The sequence below is a fragment of the Burkholderia sp. AU38729 genome (assembly GCF_020419725.1).
Lineage (GTDB): Bacteria > Pseudomonadota > Gammaproteobacteria > Burkholderiales > Burkholderiaceae > Burkholderia.
The window spans coordinates 241735-258333 of sequence record NZ_JAIZQO010000009.1 but is presented as its reverse complement, the minus strand read 5'-3'; the positions used below and the strand labels follow the sequence as shown (position 1 = coordinate 258333).

At 65.0% G+C, this 16599-nt stretch carries 17 protein-coding genes; 15 read left to right on the top strand and 2 right to left on the bottom strand.

Annotated features, from left to right (window positions below; translation table 11 throughout):
- Positions 1 to 15: 15 nt before the first annotated feature.
- On the top strand, positions 16 to 1665 hold the full coding sequence (gene aceF / locus LGM56_RS24295) for a dihydrolipoyllysine-residue acetyltransferase (protein WP_226206954.1): 1650 nt from the start codon (positions 16 to 18) through the stop codon (positions 1663 to 1665).
- 278 nt (positions 1666 to 1943) lie between these two features.
- On the top strand, positions 1944 to 3710 hold the full coding sequence (gene lpdA, locus LGM56_RS24290) for a dihydrolipoyl dehydrogenase (RefSeq protein WP_226206953.1): 1767 nt from the start codon (positions 1944 to 1946) through the stop codon (positions 3708 to 3710).
- A gap of 202 nt (positions 3711 to 3912) precedes the next feature.
- On the opposite strand, the gene LGM56_RS24285 is transcribed toward lpdA, so the two are convergent.
- Entirely contained in the window at positions 3913 to 4479 is a 567-nt protein-coding gene (locus tag LGM56_RS24285; RefSeq protein ID WP_039364780.1) for a phasin family protein, read from the bottom strand.
- Between the two features lie 653 nt (positions 4480 to 5132).
- On the opposite strand from LGM56_RS24285, the gene pbpG reads away from it, so the two are divergent.
- Positions 5133 to 6299 (top strand): D-alanyl-D-alanine endopeptidase, encoded by a 1167-nt coding sequence (gene pbpG / locus LGM56_RS24280; RefSeq protein ID WP_089440510.1) that lies wholly within the window; start codon positions 5133 to 5135, stop codon positions 6297 to 6299.
- A 92-nt stretch (positions 6300 to 6391) separates the two neighbouring features.
- On the opposite strand, the gene LGM56_RS24275 is transcribed toward pbpG, so the two are convergent.
- Positions 6392 to 7201, bottom strand: coding sequence for an IclR family transcriptional regulator (locus tag LGM56_RS24275; RefSeq protein WP_034183553.1), 810 nt, complete (start codon positions 7199 to 7201; stop codon positions 6392 to 6394).
- 185 nt (positions 7202 to 7386) lie between these two features.
- Here LGM56_RS24275 and LGM56_RS24270 point away from each other — a divergent pair, with 185 nt between their 5' ends.
- The 12 genes from LGM56_RS24270 to iscX all read left to right on the top strand — a co-directional run bounded on the left by LGM56_RS24270 (position 7387) and on the right by iscX (position 16510).
- Complete coding sequence (locus LGM56_RS24270; protein ID WP_226206952.1) at positions 7387 to 8109, top strand: (Fe-S)-binding protein; 723 nt, start codon at positions 7387 to 7389, stop codon at positions 8107 to 8109.
- A 34-nt stretch (positions 8110 to 8143) separates the two neighbouring features.
- On the top strand, positions 8144 to 9556 hold the full coding sequence (locus tag LGM56_RS24265) for a lactate utilization protein B (protein WP_089440509.1): 1413 nt from the start codon (positions 8144 to 8146) through the stop codon (positions 9554 to 9556).
- 129 nt (positions 9557 to 9685) lie between these two features.
- Positions 9686 to 9913, top strand: coding sequence for a hypothetical protein (locus LGM56_RS24260; protein WP_089495160.1), 228 nt, complete (start codon positions 9686 to 9688; stop codon positions 9911 to 9913).
- Between the two features lie 101 nt (positions 9914 to 10014).
- Positions 10015 to 10497: a low molecular weight protein-tyrosine-phosphatase gene (locus tag LGM56_RS24255; protein WP_226206951.1), complete on the top strand. Its 483-nt coding sequence runs from the start codon at positions 10015 to 10017 to the stop codon at positions 10495 to 10497.
- Positions 10498 to 10611: 114 nt separating this feature from the next.
- Positions 10612 to 11151, top strand: a complete 540-nt coding sequence (gene iscR / locus LGM56_RS24250; RefSeq protein ID WP_009691731.1) for a Fe-S cluster assembly transcriptional regulator IscR — start codon at positions 10612 to 10614, stop codon at positions 11149 to 11151.
- 64 nt (positions 11152 to 11215) lie between these two features.
- Positions 11216 to 12439, top strand: coding sequence for an IscS subfamily cysteine desulfurase (locus LGM56_RS24245; RefSeq protein WP_046546057.1), 1224 nt, complete (start codon positions 11216 to 11218; stop codon positions 12437 to 12439).
- 68 nt (positions 12440 to 12507) lie between these two features.
- On the top strand, positions 12508 to 12915 hold the full coding sequence (gene iscU, locus LGM56_RS24240; protein ID WP_089425757.1) for a Fe-S cluster assembly scaffold IscU: 408 nt from the start codon (positions 12508 to 12510) through the stop codon (positions 12913 to 12915).
- A gap of 64 nt (positions 12916 to 12979) precedes the next feature.
- Positions 12980 to 13303 (top strand): iron-sulfur cluster assembly protein IscA, encoded by a 324-nt coding sequence (iscA, locus tag LGM56_RS24235; protein WP_012492710.1) that lies wholly within the window; start codon positions 12980 to 12982, stop codon positions 13301 to 13303.
- Positions 13304 to 13400: 97 nt separating this feature from the next.
- Complete coding sequence (gene hscB, locus LGM56_RS24230; protein WP_089495314.1) at positions 13401 to 13928, top strand: Fe-S protein assembly co-chaperone HscB; 528 nt, start codon at positions 13401 to 13403, stop codon at positions 13926 to 13928.
- A 54-nt stretch (positions 13929 to 13982) separates the two neighbouring features.
- On the top strand, positions 13983 to 15851 hold the full coding sequence (gene hscA / locus LGM56_RS24225; protein WP_226206950.1) for a Fe-S protein assembly chaperone HscA: 1869 nt from the start codon (positions 13983 to 13985) through the stop codon (positions 15849 to 15851).
- Between the two features lie 88 nt (positions 15852 to 15939).
- Positions 15940 to 16281 carry an ISC system 2Fe-2S type ferredoxin gene (fdx, locus tag LGM56_RS24220; protein ID WP_011352558.1) on the top strand — a complete coding sequence of 114 codons (342 nt, stop codon included), beginning with the start codon at positions 15940 to 15942 and terminating at the stop codon, positions 16279 to 16281.
- Between the two features lie 19 nt (positions 16282 to 16300).
- The gene (gene iscX, locus LGM56_RS24215) at positions 16301 to 16510 is read left to right on the top strand and encodes a Fe-S cluster assembly protein IscX (protein WP_069621826.1); all 210 of its coding nucleotides are present in this window, start codon (positions 16301 to 16303) and stop codon (positions 16508 to 16510) included.
- Positions 16511 to 16599 lie beyond the last annotated feature (89 nt).

Here is a 16599-nt window from a genome sequence, read left to right as displayed (position 1 = left end):
TGGAGACAGAAACAGATGAGTCAAGCGATCGAAGTGAAGGTGCCGGATATCGGCGATTACAAGGACGTGCCGGTGATCGAGATCGGCGTGAAGGTCGGCGATACCGTCGAGCCGGAGCAGTCGCTCGTCACGCTCGAGTCGGACAAGGCGACGATGGACGTGCCGAGCCCGGTCGGCGGTGTCGTGAAGGAAATCAAGGTCAAGGTGGGCGATTCCGTCTCGGAAGGCTCGCTGATCATCCTGCTCGAAGGCGCCGCCGCGGCGCAGGCGAACGGCGCGGCCGCGCCCGCTGCTGCTCCGGCTCCGGCAGCAGCGCCGGCACCGGCTGCTGCAGCACCGGCGGCCGCACCGGCAGCAGCCGGCGGCACGCTCGAAGTGAAGGTCCCCGACATCGGCGACTACAAGGATGTGCCGGTGATCGAGATCGGCGTGAAGGTCGGCGACACGGTCGAGAAGGAGCAGTCGCTCGTCACGCTCGAGTCGGACAAGGCGACGATGGACGTGCCGAGCCCGGCCGCCGGCGTCGTGAAAGAGATCAAGGTGAAGGTGGGCGATTCGGTGTCGGAAGGCACGCTGATCGTGCTGCTCGAAGCCGCAGGTGCCGCTGCTGCCGCACCGCAGGCGAGCGCACCGGCTCCGGCCGCTGCCGCTCCGGCGCCGGCATCTGCCGCCGCACCCGCGAAGGTCGCCCCGGCCCCGGCTGCTGCTGCACCGGCACCGGCCGCTGCACCGTCGGGCGAATACCGCGCCAGCCACGCATCGCCGTCGGTGCGCAAGTTCGCACGTGAGCTCGGCGTCGAAGTCGCACGCGTGCAGGGTTCAGGTCCGAAGGGCCGCATTACGAAGGAAGACGTCACGGGCTTCGTGAAGGGCGTGATGACCGGCCAGCGTGCAGCACCGGCCGCGGCAGCCGCGCCGGCAGGCGGCGGCGAGCTGAACCTGCTGCCGTGGCCGAAGGTCGACTTCTCGAAGTTCGGCCCGTTCGAAGCGAAGCCGCTGTCGCGCATCAAGAAGATCTCGGGCGCGAACCTGCATCGCAACTGGGTGATGATCCCGCACGTCACGAACAACGACGAAGCGGACATCACCGAGCTCGAAGCGCTGCGCGTGCAGCTGAACAAGGAGCACGAGAAGGCGGGCGTGAAGTTCACGATGCTCGCGTTCGTGATCAAGGCGGTCGTCGCCGCGCTGAAGAAATTCCCGACGTTCAACGCGAGCCTCGACGGCGACAACCTGGTGTTCAAGCAGTACTACCACATCGGTTTCGCCGCGGACACGCCGAACGGTCTCGTCGTGCCGGTGATCCGCGATGCGGACAAGAAGGGTCTCGTCGACATCGCGAAGGAAATGGCCGAGCTGTCGAAGGCCGCACGCGACGGCAAGCTGAAGCCGGACCAGATGCAGGGCGGTTGCTTCTCGATCTCGTCGCTCGGCGGGATCGGCGGCACGAACTTCACGCCGATCATCAACGCGCCGGAAGTGGCGATCCTCGGGTTGTCGCGCGGGCAGATGAAGCCGGTGTGGGACGGCAAGCAGTTCGTGCCGCGGCTCACGCTGCCGCTGTCGCTGTCGTATGACCATCGCGTGATCGATGGCGCCGAAGCCGCGCGGTTCAATGCGTATCTCGGCGCGTTGCTCGCCGATTTCCGTCGCATCATTCTTTGATGAGCGGGGGGGCTCGCGGGGGCGTGGGGTTTTTGTTCGTTATCCACGCTCTGTCGTTGAACCTGTTTTGCTAACGGTCTATTAGCGTCGCCCCTGCGCGGGGCGGCGGTCACTTTTCTTTGTCTTCCAAAGAAAAGTAACCAAAAGAAAGGCGCGTCCTTGGGCGGACGGCAAAGGTGGTCCTGCCCAGGTTCGCGTTTTCTTGTCAGGCCGTAGTCTTGGGTTCTTGCGCGGGTTTCTCCCCCCTCTGTCTGCAGCTAATCAAGAAGGGGACAGTAATGAGTCTCATCGAAGTCAAGGTTCCGGATATCGGCGATTTCAGCGGCGTCGATGTCATCGAAGTCAACGTCAAACCCGGCGACGTGATCGAAAAAGAGCAGACGCTCATCACGCTCGAATCCGATAAAGCCTCCATGGAAGTGCCCAGCGACGTCGCCGGCACCGTCAAGGAAATCAAGGTCAAGGCCGGCGAGAAAGTCTCGCAAGGCACCGTCATCGCCATCGTCGAAGCCTCGGCAGGCGCAGTCGCACCCGCGAAAGCACCGGAACCGGCTAAGCCCGCAGCGGCTGCACCCGCACCGGCCGCAGCCGCGCCGGCACCCGCGCCGCAAGCCGGCACCTACGCGGGTGCCGCCGACATCGAATGCGACATGCTCGTGCTCGGCGCCGGCCCCGGCGGCTACTCGGCCGCGTTCCGCGCCGCCGACCTCGGCATGAAGACGGTGCTCGTCGAACGCTACTCGACGCTCGGCGGCGTGTGCCTGAACGTGGGCTGCATCCCGTCGAAGGCGCTGCTGCATACGTCGCTGGTCGTCGAGGAGGCCGCGGCGCTCGCGTCGCACGGCATCACGTTCGGCAAGCCGGAAGTCGATCTCGACAAGCTGCGCGACTTCAAGGGCGGCGTCGTCAAGAAGCTGACGACGGGCCTCGCCGGCATGGCAAAGGCACGCAAGGTCGAAGTGGTCACGGGCGTCGGCGCTTTCGTCGATCCGTTCCACATGGAAGTGCAGGGCGAAAACGGCAAGAAGGTCGTGAAGTTCAAGCAGGCCATCATCGCCGCGGGCTCGCAGGCCGTGAAGCTGCCGTTCATGCCGGAAGACCCGCGCGTCGTCGATTCGACCGGCGCACTCGAACTGCGCCAGCTGCCGAAGCGCATGCTCGTGATCGGCGGCGGCATCATCGGCCTCGAAATGGCCACGGTGTACTCGACGCTCGGCGCCGAGATCGACGTCGTCGAAATGATGGACGGCCTGATGATGGGCGCGGACCGCGATCTCGTGAAGGTCTGGGAAAAGTACAACGCGAAGCGCTTCGGCAACGTGATGCTGAAGACCAAGACGGTCGGCGCGGAAGCGAAGGAAGACGGCATCTACGTGAAGTTCGAGGGCGAGAAGGCCCCGGCGGAAGCGCAGCGCTACGACCTCGTGCTCGTCGCGGTGGGCCGCAGCCCGAACGGCAAGAAGATCGGCGCCGACAAGGCGGGTGTCGCGGTCACGGATCGCGGCTTCATCGACGTCGACAAGCAGATGCGCACGAACGTCCCGCACATCTTCGCGATCGGCGACATCGTCGGCCAGCCGATGCTCGCGCACAAGGCCGTGCATGAAGGCCACGTCGCAGCGGAAGCCGCGCACGGCGAAAAGGCGTACTTCGACGCACTGCAGATCCCGTCGGTGGCGTACACCGATCCGGAAGTGGCGTGGGCCGGCAAGACGGAAGACCAGTGCAAGGCCGAAGGCATCAAGTACGGCAAGGCCGTGTTCCCGTGGGCCGCATCGGGCCGCGCGATCGCGAACGGCCGTGACGAAGGCTTCACGAAGCTGATCTTCGACGAGGAAACCCATCGCGTGATCGGTGGTGCCATCGTCGGCCTGAACGCGGGCGACCTGATCAGCGAAGTGTGCCTCGCCGTCGAGATGGGCGCGGACGCGGAAGACATCGGCAAGACGATCCATCCGCACCCGACGCTCGGCGAATCGGTCGGCATGGCCGCCGAGCTGTACGAAGGCGTCTGTACCGACCTGCCGCCGCAACGCAAGAAGTAACGCGGCCGGCTCGGCCGGCAGTGTGCCGGCCGTGAAAAAACGCCGCCTCCCGGGTGATCCGGGCGGCGGCGTTTTCTTTTGTTGGCGGCCGATGCTCAAACGACCGTTCGAGCATGGTCGGCAACGCGCCGGTTCCAGCATGTTCCGGCGCCAGAAACGAAAAAGCCGCGCTGGGCGCGGCTCTTTCAGGAGCAGGGGACGCTTACGCGGCCGGCTTGCTCGTACGACGTGCAGCAGCGGCGGTAGCAGCCTTCGTTGCGACGGCAGCAGCAGCGTTGAAGTTCGTTTCAGCGATTTCGACGGCTTGCTTCGTGGCCTTCTGAACCGTTTCGTACGTGGTGTTCGCAGCGTTCAGTGCCGACTTCAGTGCAGCGACAGCCGTTTCCGAACCGGCCGGGGCGTTCTTCGCGACGTTGTCGACGAGTGCCTGGACCTTCTTGTTCTGCTCTTCGAATTGCGCTTCGGCAACCTTCGCGAACTCGGCTTGCGTCGACGATGCGATTTCATACAGGTGACGGCCGTACGACAGCACCTTTTCCGCGACCGGCTGCGACAGGCTGGCTTGCAGCGCGATCAGTTCCTGTGCGTCCTTCACCGACAGCAGACGCTGTGCGTTTTCCTGGCCTTCGGCCAGCGTCGACTTCACGACCTGCAGATTGAGTTCGATCAGCTTTTCGACGCCTTCGAACGCCTTGGTCGTCAGACCGAACAGGCTTTCGAGGTTGGCTTTCTGGGCGGCGGCGATTTGCTCGGGGGTCAGCAAGGACATGTCAAGCTCCTGAAAAGCGATCGCGTCGATCGCAGGGTAAAGGGCACTACGCTGGGGAACCTCGGATGCGCGTGCTTTGTGCAACGCAGCAATGAGGCTTATTTTAGGGCAGAGAAAACCAATGTCAAGTATTTTTTGTGCGTTGCACAATCGCGACAAATTATCGATAAAACAACGAGTTATCGTGCCTGTTCGGAATCGGTTTCATGCCGCGATCCCAGATGGTGCGCACGGCTGAGGGGCAGGCGCGGCGCACCATGATCATGCACAGGTAAACCTGACAGGCCTGTGGAACGTTATCCTTCTGTTCCTGTCGAAAACGCGCCGTTTCGATACGTGTCCCGTGGCGACGTGCCGCCGCCACGGCCGAGACCGGCGCCCCTGGCACCCCGAGCGCCGGATACGTAGTTTCCCCGCTTTAAATTGCCTCTGAAGTGACGTTATCTCAATTAACCGTGTGTAATCGGGAGACGGGTACTGTCGGGCAGCGCACCCCATCGATTTTTTCGATGGGAGCGGGAGGGTTCATTGGTCAGAGGTTGGCCGACCCTTACATTCCGGTTTAACGACGATCGGTAAGTGCCTAATATTGCTCTTTTTTTCAGCTTTAACTACACTTGCGGAAACCTCCCGCCCGCTTTGTCCAGACCCCAATGAAAGCCGAATCGTTTTCACCGCGCAGATTGTTGCAGAGCATGACGCTCGGCACGGCTGTGTCGGTCGCAGTCGCCTTGCTGGCGACCACTGCGTCCGTCGCGCCGGCTGACGCCTTTGCCGCCACTGCGAAGACCCAACAAGCCGCCAAGAAAAAGGCTGTCGCTCCTGCTTCGTCCGCGAAGAAGAAGTCGGCCAAGGCCAGTTCCGACAAATCCGCGAAGGTCGCGGCCGCCGACGCGCCGCGCGCGAAGGCGTCGCGCAAGCGCGTGACGCTCGCGTCGAACGTGCATGGCGGCCATCACGGCGCAGTCCGCAAGGTCGCGTTCCAGCCGCGCCGGCCGACCGTCGGCCAGGCGTTCGGCCTGCACGACACGCCGGACGCGCTCGCGCTGCGTTCGAGCGTCGCGTACGTCGTCGACCAGAATTCGGGCGAGCCGCTGTTCGACAAGAATTCGCACGCCGTCGTGCCGATCGCGTCGATCTCGAAGCTGATGACGGCGATGGTCGTGCTCGATTCGAAGACGCCGATGACCGACCAGCTCGAAGTCACGGACGAAGACCGCGACTACGAGAAGGGCACGGGCTCGCGCCTGTCGGTCGGTTCGGTGCTGTCGCGTGAAGACATGCTGCACATCGCGCTGATGGCGTCGGAAAACCGCGCGGCCGCCGCGCTGTCGCGTTACTACCCGGGTGGTCGTCCGGCGTTCATCGCCGCGATGAACGCGAAGGCGAAGTCGCTTGGCATGACCGACACGCACTTCGAGAATTCGACGGGTCTGTCGAGCTCGAACGTGTCGAGCGCACGCGACCTCGTGAAGATGGTCAATGCGGCGTACCAGTACCCGATGATTCGTCAGTTCTCGACCGATCGCACCTACGAGGTGTACACGGGCAAGCGCAACCTGGTCTACAACAGCACGAACGCGCTGATCCGCGGCAATGGCTCGTGGGACATCGGTCTGCAGAAGACGGGTTTCATCAACGAAGCGGGCGAGTGCCTCGTGATGCAGGCGACGATCCACGGCAAGCCGATGGTGATGGTGCTGCTCGATTCGTTCGGCAAGTATTCGCGCTTCGCCGATGCGGCGCGCCTGCGCAACTGGCTCGATGCCGGCGGCGGCGAGCGCCTGACGGCGGCCAACACGCCGAGCGGCGGGACCTGATCGCACGATGGCGCGGCGGTTCGCGGCCGCGCCGATGGCTGAAAAAAAGCCCCGCAATCGCGGGGCTTTTTCATTGGGCGAGCGGGAGCCGCTTATGCCTGCCGCTGCAGCCCGTCCGCATCCTTCGCGGGCGCCGGCCGGTAGCCGAGCGATTCCGAAATGGTGAGGGCCGTGCGGCTCAACTGGCCGAGCCACGCATCCTGGAGGCGATCGGCCGGCGCCGACAGCGACAGGCCCGCGACGAGCTTGCCCGAATCGTCGTAGATGCCGGCCGCGATACAGCGCACGCCGAGCTCCAGTTCCTCGTTGTCGCGCGCGCACGATTGCTGGCGCACGATCGTCAGCTCGCGCTCGAGCTTCGCGATATCGGTGATGCTGTTCTGCGTATGGCCGGACAGCCCAGTACGCGTCGCATAGGCGCGCACGCGTGACGTTTCGTCGGCCGCGAGGAACAGCTTGCCGACCGACGTGAGGTGCAGCGGCGCGCGGCCACCGATCGCACGAACGACCTGCATCCCCGAGCGCTCCGAATACGCACGCTCGATGTAGACGATCTCGTCGCCCTGGCGTACCGACAGGTTCACGGTCTGCCCGGTGAGGCGGTGCAGTTCGCGCATCGGCATCAGCGCCGCGTCGCGCACCGACAGGCGCGCCTTCACGAGGTTGCCGAGCTCCAGCAGCCGCATGCCGAGGCGGTACGTGCCGGGATCGGAGCGGTCGACGAGACGGCAGGTCACCATGTCGTTGAGGATGCGGTGCGCGGTCGACGGGTGCAGCTCCGTCCGCTGCGCAAGCTCCTTCAGGCTGACAGGGTCACTGTGCGCGGCGAGCGCGTCCAGCAACCGCATCATGCGTTCGATCACCTGGATCGACGTTTTTGAATCCGGGGTGGGTTGGCTCATGTCGGGGGGGAGAAATCGGTTGACGCGTCAAGCGGTGTTGGGACGATTGTATCTCGTATTGTGAAAAAAGCGAACGCCGTTCGAGGAAGTCCTCGTTTCGCGCCGTGCGGGCTTGCATGAGCGCCGGCGTTGGTCTTGCTGGCCAAACGGCGGATAATGAGAGCCGTTTTCTCGAAGGAGCACGTATGCGAGTCGGTTTGTTCGTGACCTGCCTGGTCGATCTGATGCGCCCCGAAATCGGTTTTTCGGCGCTCAAGCTGATTCGCGACGCCGGCTACGAGGTGATCGTGCCGCCCGCGCAGACTTGCTGCGGCCAGCCGGCCTACAACTCGGGCGACCGTGCGCTCGCGCGCGATCTCGCGGAAAAGACGCTGCGCGAGTTCGAGCAGTTCGATTACGTCGTCGCGCCGTCAGGTTCGTGCGGCGGGATGATTCGCGCGCACTACGGCAACCTGTTTCGCGACGACCCCGAACTGATGGGGCGCTACACGCGGTTCCAGCAGAAAGTCTACGAACTGACCGATTTCCTGGCGAACGTCGCGAAGGTGTCGCTCGCGCCGGGCGAATTCACGGGGCCCGTCACCTACCACGATTCGTGCTCGGGCCTGCGCGAGCTGGGCGTGAAGGCGCAGCCGCGCGCGCTGCTCGCGCAGCGCGGCATCGCCGTCACCGAAATGAAGGACTGCGAGCACTGCTGCGGCTTCGGCGGCACGTTCGCGGTCAAGTACGGCGACATTTCGGCCGCCATCGCGGACGAGAAATGCGCGAACGTGCGCGCGTCCGGCACGGGCGCCGTCGTGCTCGGCGATCTCGGCTGCATGCTGAACATCGAAGGGCGGTTGCGCCGCACCGGCGACCGCGACACGCGCGTGCTGCACGTCGCGCAGGTGCTGGCGGGCGACGTCTGACGCCCGGTTCCGCTCACTTTTCCCCGATACCGCGATGCAAGTCCAATCGATGCATTTCAAGGCGCGCGCCGGCCAGAAGCTGGCCGACCAGCGCCTGCAGCAGAACCTGAAGAAGCTGTCGACGAAGTTCGTGTCCGCGCGCGCCGATGCGATGACCGCGATCGACTTCCCGGCCACGCGCGCCGCGCTGAAAGCCCGCCGCAACCGCGCGCTGGAGAACCTCGACGTGTGGCTCGAGGCGTTCGAGCGCGAGGCGACGCGGCGCGGCACGACGGTGCTGTTCGCCGAAACGACCGAGGATGCCGCGCGGCTCGTGGCCGACATCGCGCGCCGTCACGACGTGAAGAAGGTCATCAAGACCAAGTCGATGGTGTCGGAGGAAATGCGCCTGAACGCGGTGCTCGCGGAAATGGGCGTGCAGTCGATCGAGACGGATCTCGGTGAGTACATCCTGCAGATCAACGACAACGAGCCGCCGAGCCACATCATTGCGCCCGTCGTGCACAAGGACAAGGACGAGATCGCCGACCTGTTTGCGCGCACACATCATCGCGAGCGGCTCACCGAGATTCCGGACATGACGCGCGAGGCGCGCGAGGTGCTGCGCCCGCATTTCATGTCGGCCGACATGGGCGTGACGGGCGGCAACTTCGTGATCGCCGAGACCGGTTCGGTCGCGATCGTGACGAACGAAGGGAACGAGGGGATGTGCACCGTGATGCCGCGCGTGCATGTGGCGGTGACGGGCATCGAAAAGGTGCTGCCGACGCTCGAGGATCTCGCGACCGCGATGCGCCTGCTGCCGCGCTCCGCGACCGGGCAGAAGACGTCGAACTATTTCTCACTGCTGACCGGGCCGCGCGGGCCGGGCGACGAGGACGGCCCCGAGCATAACTACGTGGTGCTGGTCGACGGCGGCCGCACGGGGCTGATCGGCGGCGAATTCCAGGAGATGCTGCGCTGCATCCGTTGCGGCGCATGCATGAACCATTGCCCGGTGTACCAGAAGGTCGGCGGCCACGCGTACGGCTGGGTGTACCCGGGGCCGATGGGGTCCGTACTGACGCCGAGCTACGTCGGGCTCGACCGCTCACTCGATCTGCCGCAGGCCGCAACACTTTGCGGGGAATGCGACAGCGTGTGCCCGGCCGGGATTCCGTTGTCGCACCTGTTGCGCACGCTGCGCGAGAAGCAGGTCGAGCGACACCTGCGGCCGTGGCGCGAGCGGGCGGCGCTCGCCGCATGGGGTTTCTTCGCGCGCCGGCCGATGCTGTACGCGCTCACGACCAAGCTCGCCGTGCGCATCCTCGAGCGGCTGGGCGGCAGCGGCGGCACGCTGCGGCGCCTGCCGATGATGGGCGGCTGGATGGATACGCGCGACATGCCGACGCCGACCGGACGCACGTTTCGCGAGCTGTACGCGGCGTCGCAAAGCCACCTCGGCTGACGACTGTTCATTCGGCGACAACAGTGCGTTCGCTATTTGCATATTTATCTCGATAGATGCGGTCTATAGAATCCTGTCTGTAGTCCCCGGAATTGGGTTTCGGGGTGCGAGGTCAAGGAGGTCCGCATCATGAAAAAGACAATATCGATGTACTGGCCGCTGGCAATCGTCGTTCCGCTGGCCGCGGCTGCCTATCTGCATGCGATGGCAGAGGCGCCGTCGCGTGGCCCGCTTGCCGTTCACCAGGCATCCGCCGAGCTGGCGCGTGCGGTGTCGTTCGGGCTGGTCGACGATACGGCGAAGCCGCTGCCGGCGGCGTCCGGCGACGTCGTGCTCGCCGTGCCGAAGGCGCTGTAAGGCATGGCGCCGTCGCTTTGCGCGGCGGCGCGATTTCGGCCGCCTTTGTATAATGGCGGGCTGTTCTCCCACGCGGCCCGCCGCGGCTTTCCGATAGTGTGATGACCCGCGTTTCGATCTGTTTCGTCTGTCTCGGCAACATCTGCCGTTCGCCCACCGCGGAAGGCGTGATGCGTCATCAGGTCGACGCGGCCGCGCTGGCGGACCGGATCGAGATCGATTCGGCCGGCACCGGCGACTGGCATGTCGGCGAGCCGCCCGATACGCGTGCCCAGGCGGCCGCTCGCGGCCGCGGCTACGACCTGTCGGCGCTGCGTGCACGACAGGTGAGCGCGGCGGATTTCGAGCGCTTCGACCTGTTGCTCGCGATGGACGAGGCGAATCTCGCGGAGCTGCGCCGCCGCTGCCCGCCGCAGCATCGCGACAAGGTGCGCCTGCTGATGGAATTCGCGCCGGATTCGGCCGAGACCGAGGTGGCCGACCCCTATTTCGGCGGTACGCAGGGCTTCGAGCAGGTGCTCGATCAGGTCGAGCGCGCGTGCGCGGGCCTGCTGGAGACGCTCAGGGCTCGTACGGAGCGCTGATCATGCGGTTTTCAGCGATCTGCGAATACCCTTTCAAAGACATGGATACTTGACTAAAAACGTCAAATATTTATACTTGACCAAAATCGTCAAGATTGCAGTCCCCTAGACACCATGAGACTCACCACCAAAGGCCGTTTCGCCGTCACGGCGATGATTGACTTGGCACTGCGCCAGGAGCAGGGCCCGGTGACGCTTGCAGGCATCAGCCAGCGCCAGCGGATTTCGCTCTCGTATCTCGAACAGCTGTTCGGCAAGCTGCGCAGGCATGAAATCGTCGAATCCGTGCGCGGCCCGGGCGGCGGCTACAACCTCGCGCGTCGCGCGCAGGACGTCACCGTTGCCGACATCATCATCGCGGTCGATGAACCGCTCGACGCCACGCAGTGCGGCGGCAAAGGCACGTGCGACGGCTCGAAACAGCCAGACGGCCATTGCATGACGCACGAGCTGTGGTCGACGCTGAACCAGAAGATGGTCGAATACCTCGATTCGGTGTCGCTGCAGGATCTCGTCGATCAGCAGCGCGCTCGCGAGGGCGCACCAGCGGTGCTGCGCGACCGGCGGACGCCGGAGCCCGTTGCGGCACCGGCCGAGCCGGTTCGCACGATGCCGCTCGGCCCCAATTCGGTGTTCAACATCGCGAGTTCGTGAGCGCGAAGGCGCCGCCATACCCCATAACGCACATAGTCCCTGCACAGAATTCCCGGAGCGACAGATGACCCAAGACACTCTCCACCTGCCCATCTACATGGATTACAGCGCGACGACGCCGGTCGACCCGCGCGTGGTCGACAAGATGGTGCCGTATCTGCGCGAGCAGTTCGGCAACCCGGCGTCGCGCAGCCACGCGTATGGCTGGGACGCGGAGCGTGCGGTCGAGGAGGCGCGCGAGAACGTGGCCGCGCTCGTGAACGCGGATCCGCGCGAGATCATCTGGACGTCCGGCGCAACGGAATCGGACAACCTCGCGATCAAGGGTGCCGCGAACTTCTACAAGGGCAAGGGCAAGCACATCATCACGGTGAAGACCGAGCACAAGGCCGTGCTCGACACCTGCCGCGAGCTCGAGCGCGACGGGTTCGAAGTCACCTACCTCGACGTGAAGGATGACGGCCTGATCGACCTCGACGTGTTCAAGGCCGCACTGCGCCCGGACACGATCCTCGTGTCGGTGATGCACGTGAACAACGAGATCGGCGTGATCCAGGACATCGAGACGATCGGTGAGATCTGCCGCGAGAAGGGCATCGTGTTCCACGTCGACGCCGCACAGTCGACCGGCAAGGTCGCGATCGACCTCGCGAAGCTGAAGGTCGACCTGATGTCGTTCTCGGCGCACAAGACCTACGGCCCGAAGGGCATCGGTGCGCTGTACGTGCGTCGCAAGCCGCGCGTGCGCATCGAAGCGCAGATGCACGGCGGCGGCCACGAGCGCGGCATGCGTTCGGGCACGCTGGCGACGCACCAGATCGTCGGCATGGGCGAAGCGTTCCGTATCGCACGCGAAGAAATGGCGACGGAAAACGAGCGCATCCGCATGCTGCGCGACAAGCTGCTGCGCGGCCTGTCGCAAATCGAGGAAACGTACGTGAACGGCGACATGGAGCGCCGTGTCCCGCACAACCTCAACATCAGTTTCAACTTCGTCGAAGGCGAGTCGCTGATCATGGCGATCAAGGACGTCGCGGTGTCGTCGGGCTCCGCATGCACGTCGGCGTCGCTGGAGCCGTCGTACGTGCTGCGTGCGCTCGGCCGCAACGACGAACTGGCCCACAGCTCGATCCGCTTCACGGTCGGCCGCTTCACGACGGAGCAGGAAGTCGACTTCGTGATCAACCTGCTGAACAGCAAGATCGCGAAGCTGCGCGAACTCTCGCCGCTCTGGGAAATGCACCAGGAAGGCATCGATCTGTCGACGATCGAATGGGCCGCACACTGAGCGCCGGATTGAACATACCCGCGGGCGGATTCGCGCACGCAGACGTAACGAGTCAAGGAGTCTGAGTCATGTCTTACAGCAACAAGGTTCTGGATCACTACGAAAACCCGCGCAACGTCGGTTCGTTCGCGAAGGACGACGACACGGTCGGCACGGGCATGGTCGGCGCGCCGGCCTGCGGCGACGTGATGAAGCTGCAGATCCGCGTCGGCGCGGACGGCGTGATCGAAGACGCGAAGTTCAAGACCTACGGTTGCGGTTCGGCGATCGCATCGAGCTCGCTCGTCACCGAATGGGTGAAGGGCAAGACGCTCGACGAAGCACTGTCGATCAAGAACACGCAGATCGCGGAAGAACTCGCGCTGCCGCCGGTGAAGATTCACTGCTCGATCCTCGCGGAAGACGCGATCAAGGCAGCCGTGGCCGACTACAAGAAGCGTCACGACACCACGGCAGGCGATCAGGCAGCAGCCTGAGCGGCATCGAGCGGCTTCAGAAGGAACGCGGCGGGCCCCGGTGGCGCGCCGCGGCAAGGACATCATGGCAATTACACTGACCGAAAAAGCAGCACAGCACGTCCAGAAATACCTCGTCCGTCGCGGCAAGGGTATGGGTCTGCGGCTTGGCGTTCGCACGACCGGGTGCTCGGGGCTCGCGTACAAGCTCGAGTATGTCGACGAGCTCGCTCCCGAGGATCAAGTGTTCGAGAGCCATGGCGTGAAGGTGATCGTCGATCCGAAGAGCCTGGCCTACATCGACGGCACCGAGCTCGACTTCGCACGCGAAGGCCTGAACGAAGGGTTCAAGTTCAACAACCCGAACGTGAAGGACGAGTGCGGCTGCGGCGAATCGTTCCGCGTGTGATCACGCGGGTCTCCGCGCGATGCGGGCAAGAGGCGGCACGGGCCGCCTTTTTAATGTGCGGCGTTTGCCGCGCGACGAAACGGAATTGAACGCGACGATGGTCTCGCTGAAAGACAGCCATTTCGACCTGTTTCACCTGCCGGCGCAATTCGCGCTCGACGAGACGGCGCTCGACGCCGCGTATCGGACGGTGCAGACGCAGGTGCACCCGGACCGCTTCGCGGCGGCCGGCGACGCGCAGAAGCGCATCGCGATGCAATGGGCCACCCGCGCGAACGAAGCGTATCGCACGCTGCGCGATCCGCTGAAGCGCGCGTCGTATCTGTTGTCGCTGCGCGGTGTCGACATCGGCGCGGAAAACAACACCGCGATGGAGCCTGCGTTCCTGATGCAGCAGATGGAGTGGCGCGAGGGCATCGAGGATGCCGCGGCCGCCCGCAACGTCGACGCGCTCGACGTGCTGCTCGCCGAGTTGCGCGAAGAGCGGCGCGTGCGGGTGGAGCGCCTCGGCACGCTGCTCGACAGCGGTGCCGATCAGGCGGCCGCCGAGGCCGTGCGCCAGCTGATGTTCATCGAACGGGTCGCGTCGGAAGTGGGCGCGCAGATCGAGCGCCTCGAAACTTAACCGCGTGCCTTGCGGCACGCGCAGCAAACGGGCCGAGCGCCCGAACGAACCAAGATGGCTTTACTGCAAATTTCCGAACCGGGCATGGCGCCGGCGCCGCATCAGCGGCGACTCGCCGTCGGGATCGATCTCGGCACGACGAATTCGCTCGTCGCGGCCGTGCGCAACAGCGTGCCTGAAGTCCTGCCGGACGAAACGGGCCGCGTGCTGCTGCCGTCGGTGGTCCGCTACCTCGAGAAGGGCGGCCGCCGCATCGGCCACGAGGCGAAAGAGCAGGCCGCCACCGATCCGCGCAACACGATCGTGTCGGTCAAGCGCTTCATGGGCCGCGGCAAGGCCGAGGTCGAAGGCGCGGCGAACGCGCCGTACGAATTCGTCGATGCGCCGGGCATGGTGCAGATCCGTACCATCGACGGCGTGAAGAGCCCGGTCGAGGTGTCGGCCGAGATTCTCGCGACGCTGCGTTATCGCGCGGAAGATTCGCTCGGCGACGACCTGGTTGGCGCGGTGATCACGGTGCCCGCGTATTTCGATGAAGCGCAACGCCAGGCGACCAAGGATGCGGCGCGCCTCGCGGGCCTCAACGTGCTGCGCCTGCTGAACGAACCGACCGCCGCCGCGATTGCCTATGGGCTCGACAACGGGGCCGAAGGCCTCTATGCGGTGTATGACCTCGGCGGCGGCACGTTCGACCTGTCGATCCTGAAGCTGACGAAGGGCGTGTTCGAAGTGCTGGCCGCGGGCGGCGATTCCGCGCTCGGCGGCGACGATTTCGACCATGCGCTGTTCGATCACGTGCTCGCGCAGGCCGGCATCGACGCGAAGACGCTCGCACCCGAGGACGTGCGCCTGCTGCTCGACCGTGTGCGCGTGCTGAAGGAAGCGCTGTCGTCCGCACCGGAGGCGTCGCTCGACGTCACGCTGTCGGGTGGCGCGCACCTCGTGCAGACGATCTCGCACGACACGTTCGCGTCGCTCGTCGAGCCGCTCGTGCAGCGCACGCTCACGCCGACCCGCAAGGCGCTGCGCGACGCGCAGGTCACGCCGGCCGACATCAAGGGTGTCGTGCTCGTCGGCGGCGCGACGCGCATGCCGGTGATTCGCGACGCGGTTGCGAAGTACTTCGGCCAGCCACCGCTCGTGAACCTCGATCCGGATCAGGTCGTTGCGCTCGGCGCGGCGATCCAGGCCGACCTGCTCGCAGGCAATCGCGGCACCGGCGACGACTGGCTGCTGCTCGACGTGATTCCGCTGTCGCTCGGTGTCGAGACGATGGGCGGCCTCGTCGAGAAGATCATTCCGCGCAACTCGACGATTCCGATCGCGCGCGCGCAGGAATTCACGACCTTCAAGGACGGCCAGACCGCGATGGCGATCCACGTCGTGCAGGGCGAGCGTGAACTCGTCGCCGATTGCCGGTCGCTCGCGCGCTTCGAGCTGCGCGGCATTCCGCCGATGACGGCTGGCGCCGCGCGCATTCGCGTGACCTACCAGGTCGACGCGGATGGCCTGCTGTCGGTGTTCGCCCGCGAGCAGCTGTCGGGCATCGAGGCGTCGGTCGTCGTGAAGCCGTCGTACGGTCTTGCCGACGACGACATCGCGAAGATGCTCGAGGACAGCTTCAAGACCGCCGAGATCGACATGCGCGCCCGCGCGCTGCGCGAAGCGCAAGTCGAGGCCGAGCGGATGCTCGAGGCGACGCAGGCCGCACTGGCGGCCGACGGCGAACTGCTCGACGCGAGCGAGCGCGCGCAAGTCGACACGCTGGCCGCCGCGCTGCGCGCGGTCGCGCAAGGCGACGATACGAACGCGATCGAAGCGGCGACCAAGGCGCTGGCCGACGGCACCGATGAATTCGCGGCGCGCCGGATGGACAAGAGCATCAAGCGTGCGCTGTCGGGCCGCCGGCTCGACGAGATCTGAACTCACGAACTGCGCATCGGCCGGCAACGGCCCGCGCGACAATGAACCGTGCGGCGCCTGGCGCCGCACCCTGACTGACGGAACGGACATGCCTCAACTGGTAGTGCTGCCTCACGTCGAACTGTGCCCGGATGGCGCGGTGATCGACGCGACGCCCGGCAAGAGTATCTGCGACAACCTGCTCGAACACGGGATCGAGATCGAGCATGCATGCGAGAAGTCGTGCGCGTGCACGACGTGCCACGTGGTGATCCGCGAAGGCTTCAACGATCTGACGCCGTCCGAGGAGGACGAGGACGATCTGCTGGACAAGGCGTGGGGCCTCGAGCCGACGTCGCGCCTGTCGTGCCAGGCGATCGTGAAGGAAGATTCGGACCTGGTGGTCGAGATTCCGAAGTACTCGATCAACCACGCGAAGGAAAACCACTGACAGGAACCGGAGGCAGGCGATGAAATGGACCGATTCGCGTGAAATAGCCATTGCGCTGGCGGACAAGCACCCGGACATCGACCCGCAGCGGATCAACTTCGTCGACTTGCGCCAATGGGTGCTCGAGCTCGACGGCTTCAACGACGATCCGGCGCACTCCGGCGAGAAGATCCTCGAAGCGATCCAGGCCCACTGGATCGACGAATCGGACTTCGACGACGAAGACTGACCGATGGGCACCGTGTGCGCCGCATGGGCGCGCAGGGCGCAATGAAAAAACGGCTCGTGAGATTGCTCACGAGCCGTTTTCGTTTTCAG

Excerpts from the sequence above, each read along its gene's own strand:
- iscU (WP_089425757.1), top strand. The coding sequence starts at position 12,508 with ATGTCTTACAGCAACAAGGTTCTGGATCACTACGAAAACCCGCGCAAC.
- LGM56_RS24265 (WP_089440509.1), top strand. The coding sequence starts at position 8,144 with ATGCAAGTCCAATCGATGCATTTCAAGGCGCGCGCCGGCCAGAAGCTG.
- LGM56_RS24245 (WP_046546057.1), top strand. The coding sequence starts at position 11,216 with ATGACCCAAGACACTCTCCACCTGCCCATCTACATGGATTACAGCGCG.
- LGM56_RS24255 (WP_226206951.1), top strand. The coding sequence starts at position 10,015 with ATGACCCGCGTTTCGATCTGTTTCGTCTGTCTCGGCAACATCTGCCGT.
- LGM56_RS24275 (WP_034183553.1), bottom strand. The coding sequence starts at position 7,201 with ATGAGCCAACCCACCCCGGATTCAAAAACGTCGATCCAGGTGATCGAA.
- LGM56_RS24270 (WP_226206952.1), top strand. The coding sequence starts at position 7,387 with ATGCGAGTCGGTTTGTTCGTGACCTGCCTGGTCGATCTGATGCGCCCC.
- fdx (WP_011352558.1), top strand. The coding sequence starts at position 15,940 with ATGCCTCAACTGGTAGTGCTGCCTCACGTCGAACTGTGCCCGGATGGC.
- iscR (WP_009691731.1), top strand. The coding sequence starts at position 10,612 with ATGAGACTCACCACCAAAGGCCGTTTCGCCGTCACGGCGATGATTGAC.
- iscA (WP_012492710.1), top strand. The coding sequence starts at position 12,980 with ATGGCAATTACACTGACCGAAAAAGCAGCACAGCACGTCCAGAAATAC.
- LGM56_RS24260 (WP_089495160.1), top strand. The coding sequence starts at position 9,686 with ATGAAAAAGACAATATCGATGTACTGGCCGCTGGCAATCGTCGTTCCG.
- LGM56_RS24285 (WP_039364780.1), bottom strand. The coding sequence starts at position 4,479 with ATGTCCTTGCTGACCCCCGAGCAAATCGCCGCCGCCCAGAAAGCCAAC.
- iscX (WP_069621826.1), top strand. The coding sequence starts at position 16,301 with ATGAAATGGACCGATTCGCGTGAAATAGCCATTGCGCTGGCGGACAAG.
- hscA (WP_226206950.1), top strand. The coding sequence starts at position 13,983 with ATGGCTTTACTGCAAATTTCCGAACCGGGCATGGCGCCGGCGCCGCAT.
- pbpG (WP_089440510.1), top strand. The coding sequence starts at position 5,133 with ATGAAAGCCGAATCGTTTTCACCGCGCAGATTGTTGCAGAGCATGACG.
- hscB (WP_089495314.1), top strand. The coding sequence starts at position 13,401 with ATGGTCTCGCTGAAAGACAGCCATTTCGACCTGTTTCACCTGCCGGCG.
- aceF (WP_226206954.1), top strand. The coding sequence starts at position 16 with ATGAGTCAAGCGATCGAAGTGAAGGTGCCGGATATCGGCGATTACAAG.
- lpdA (WP_226206953.1), top strand. The coding sequence starts at position 1,944 with ATGAGTCTCATCGAAGTCAAGGTTCCGGATATCGGCGATTTCAGCGGC.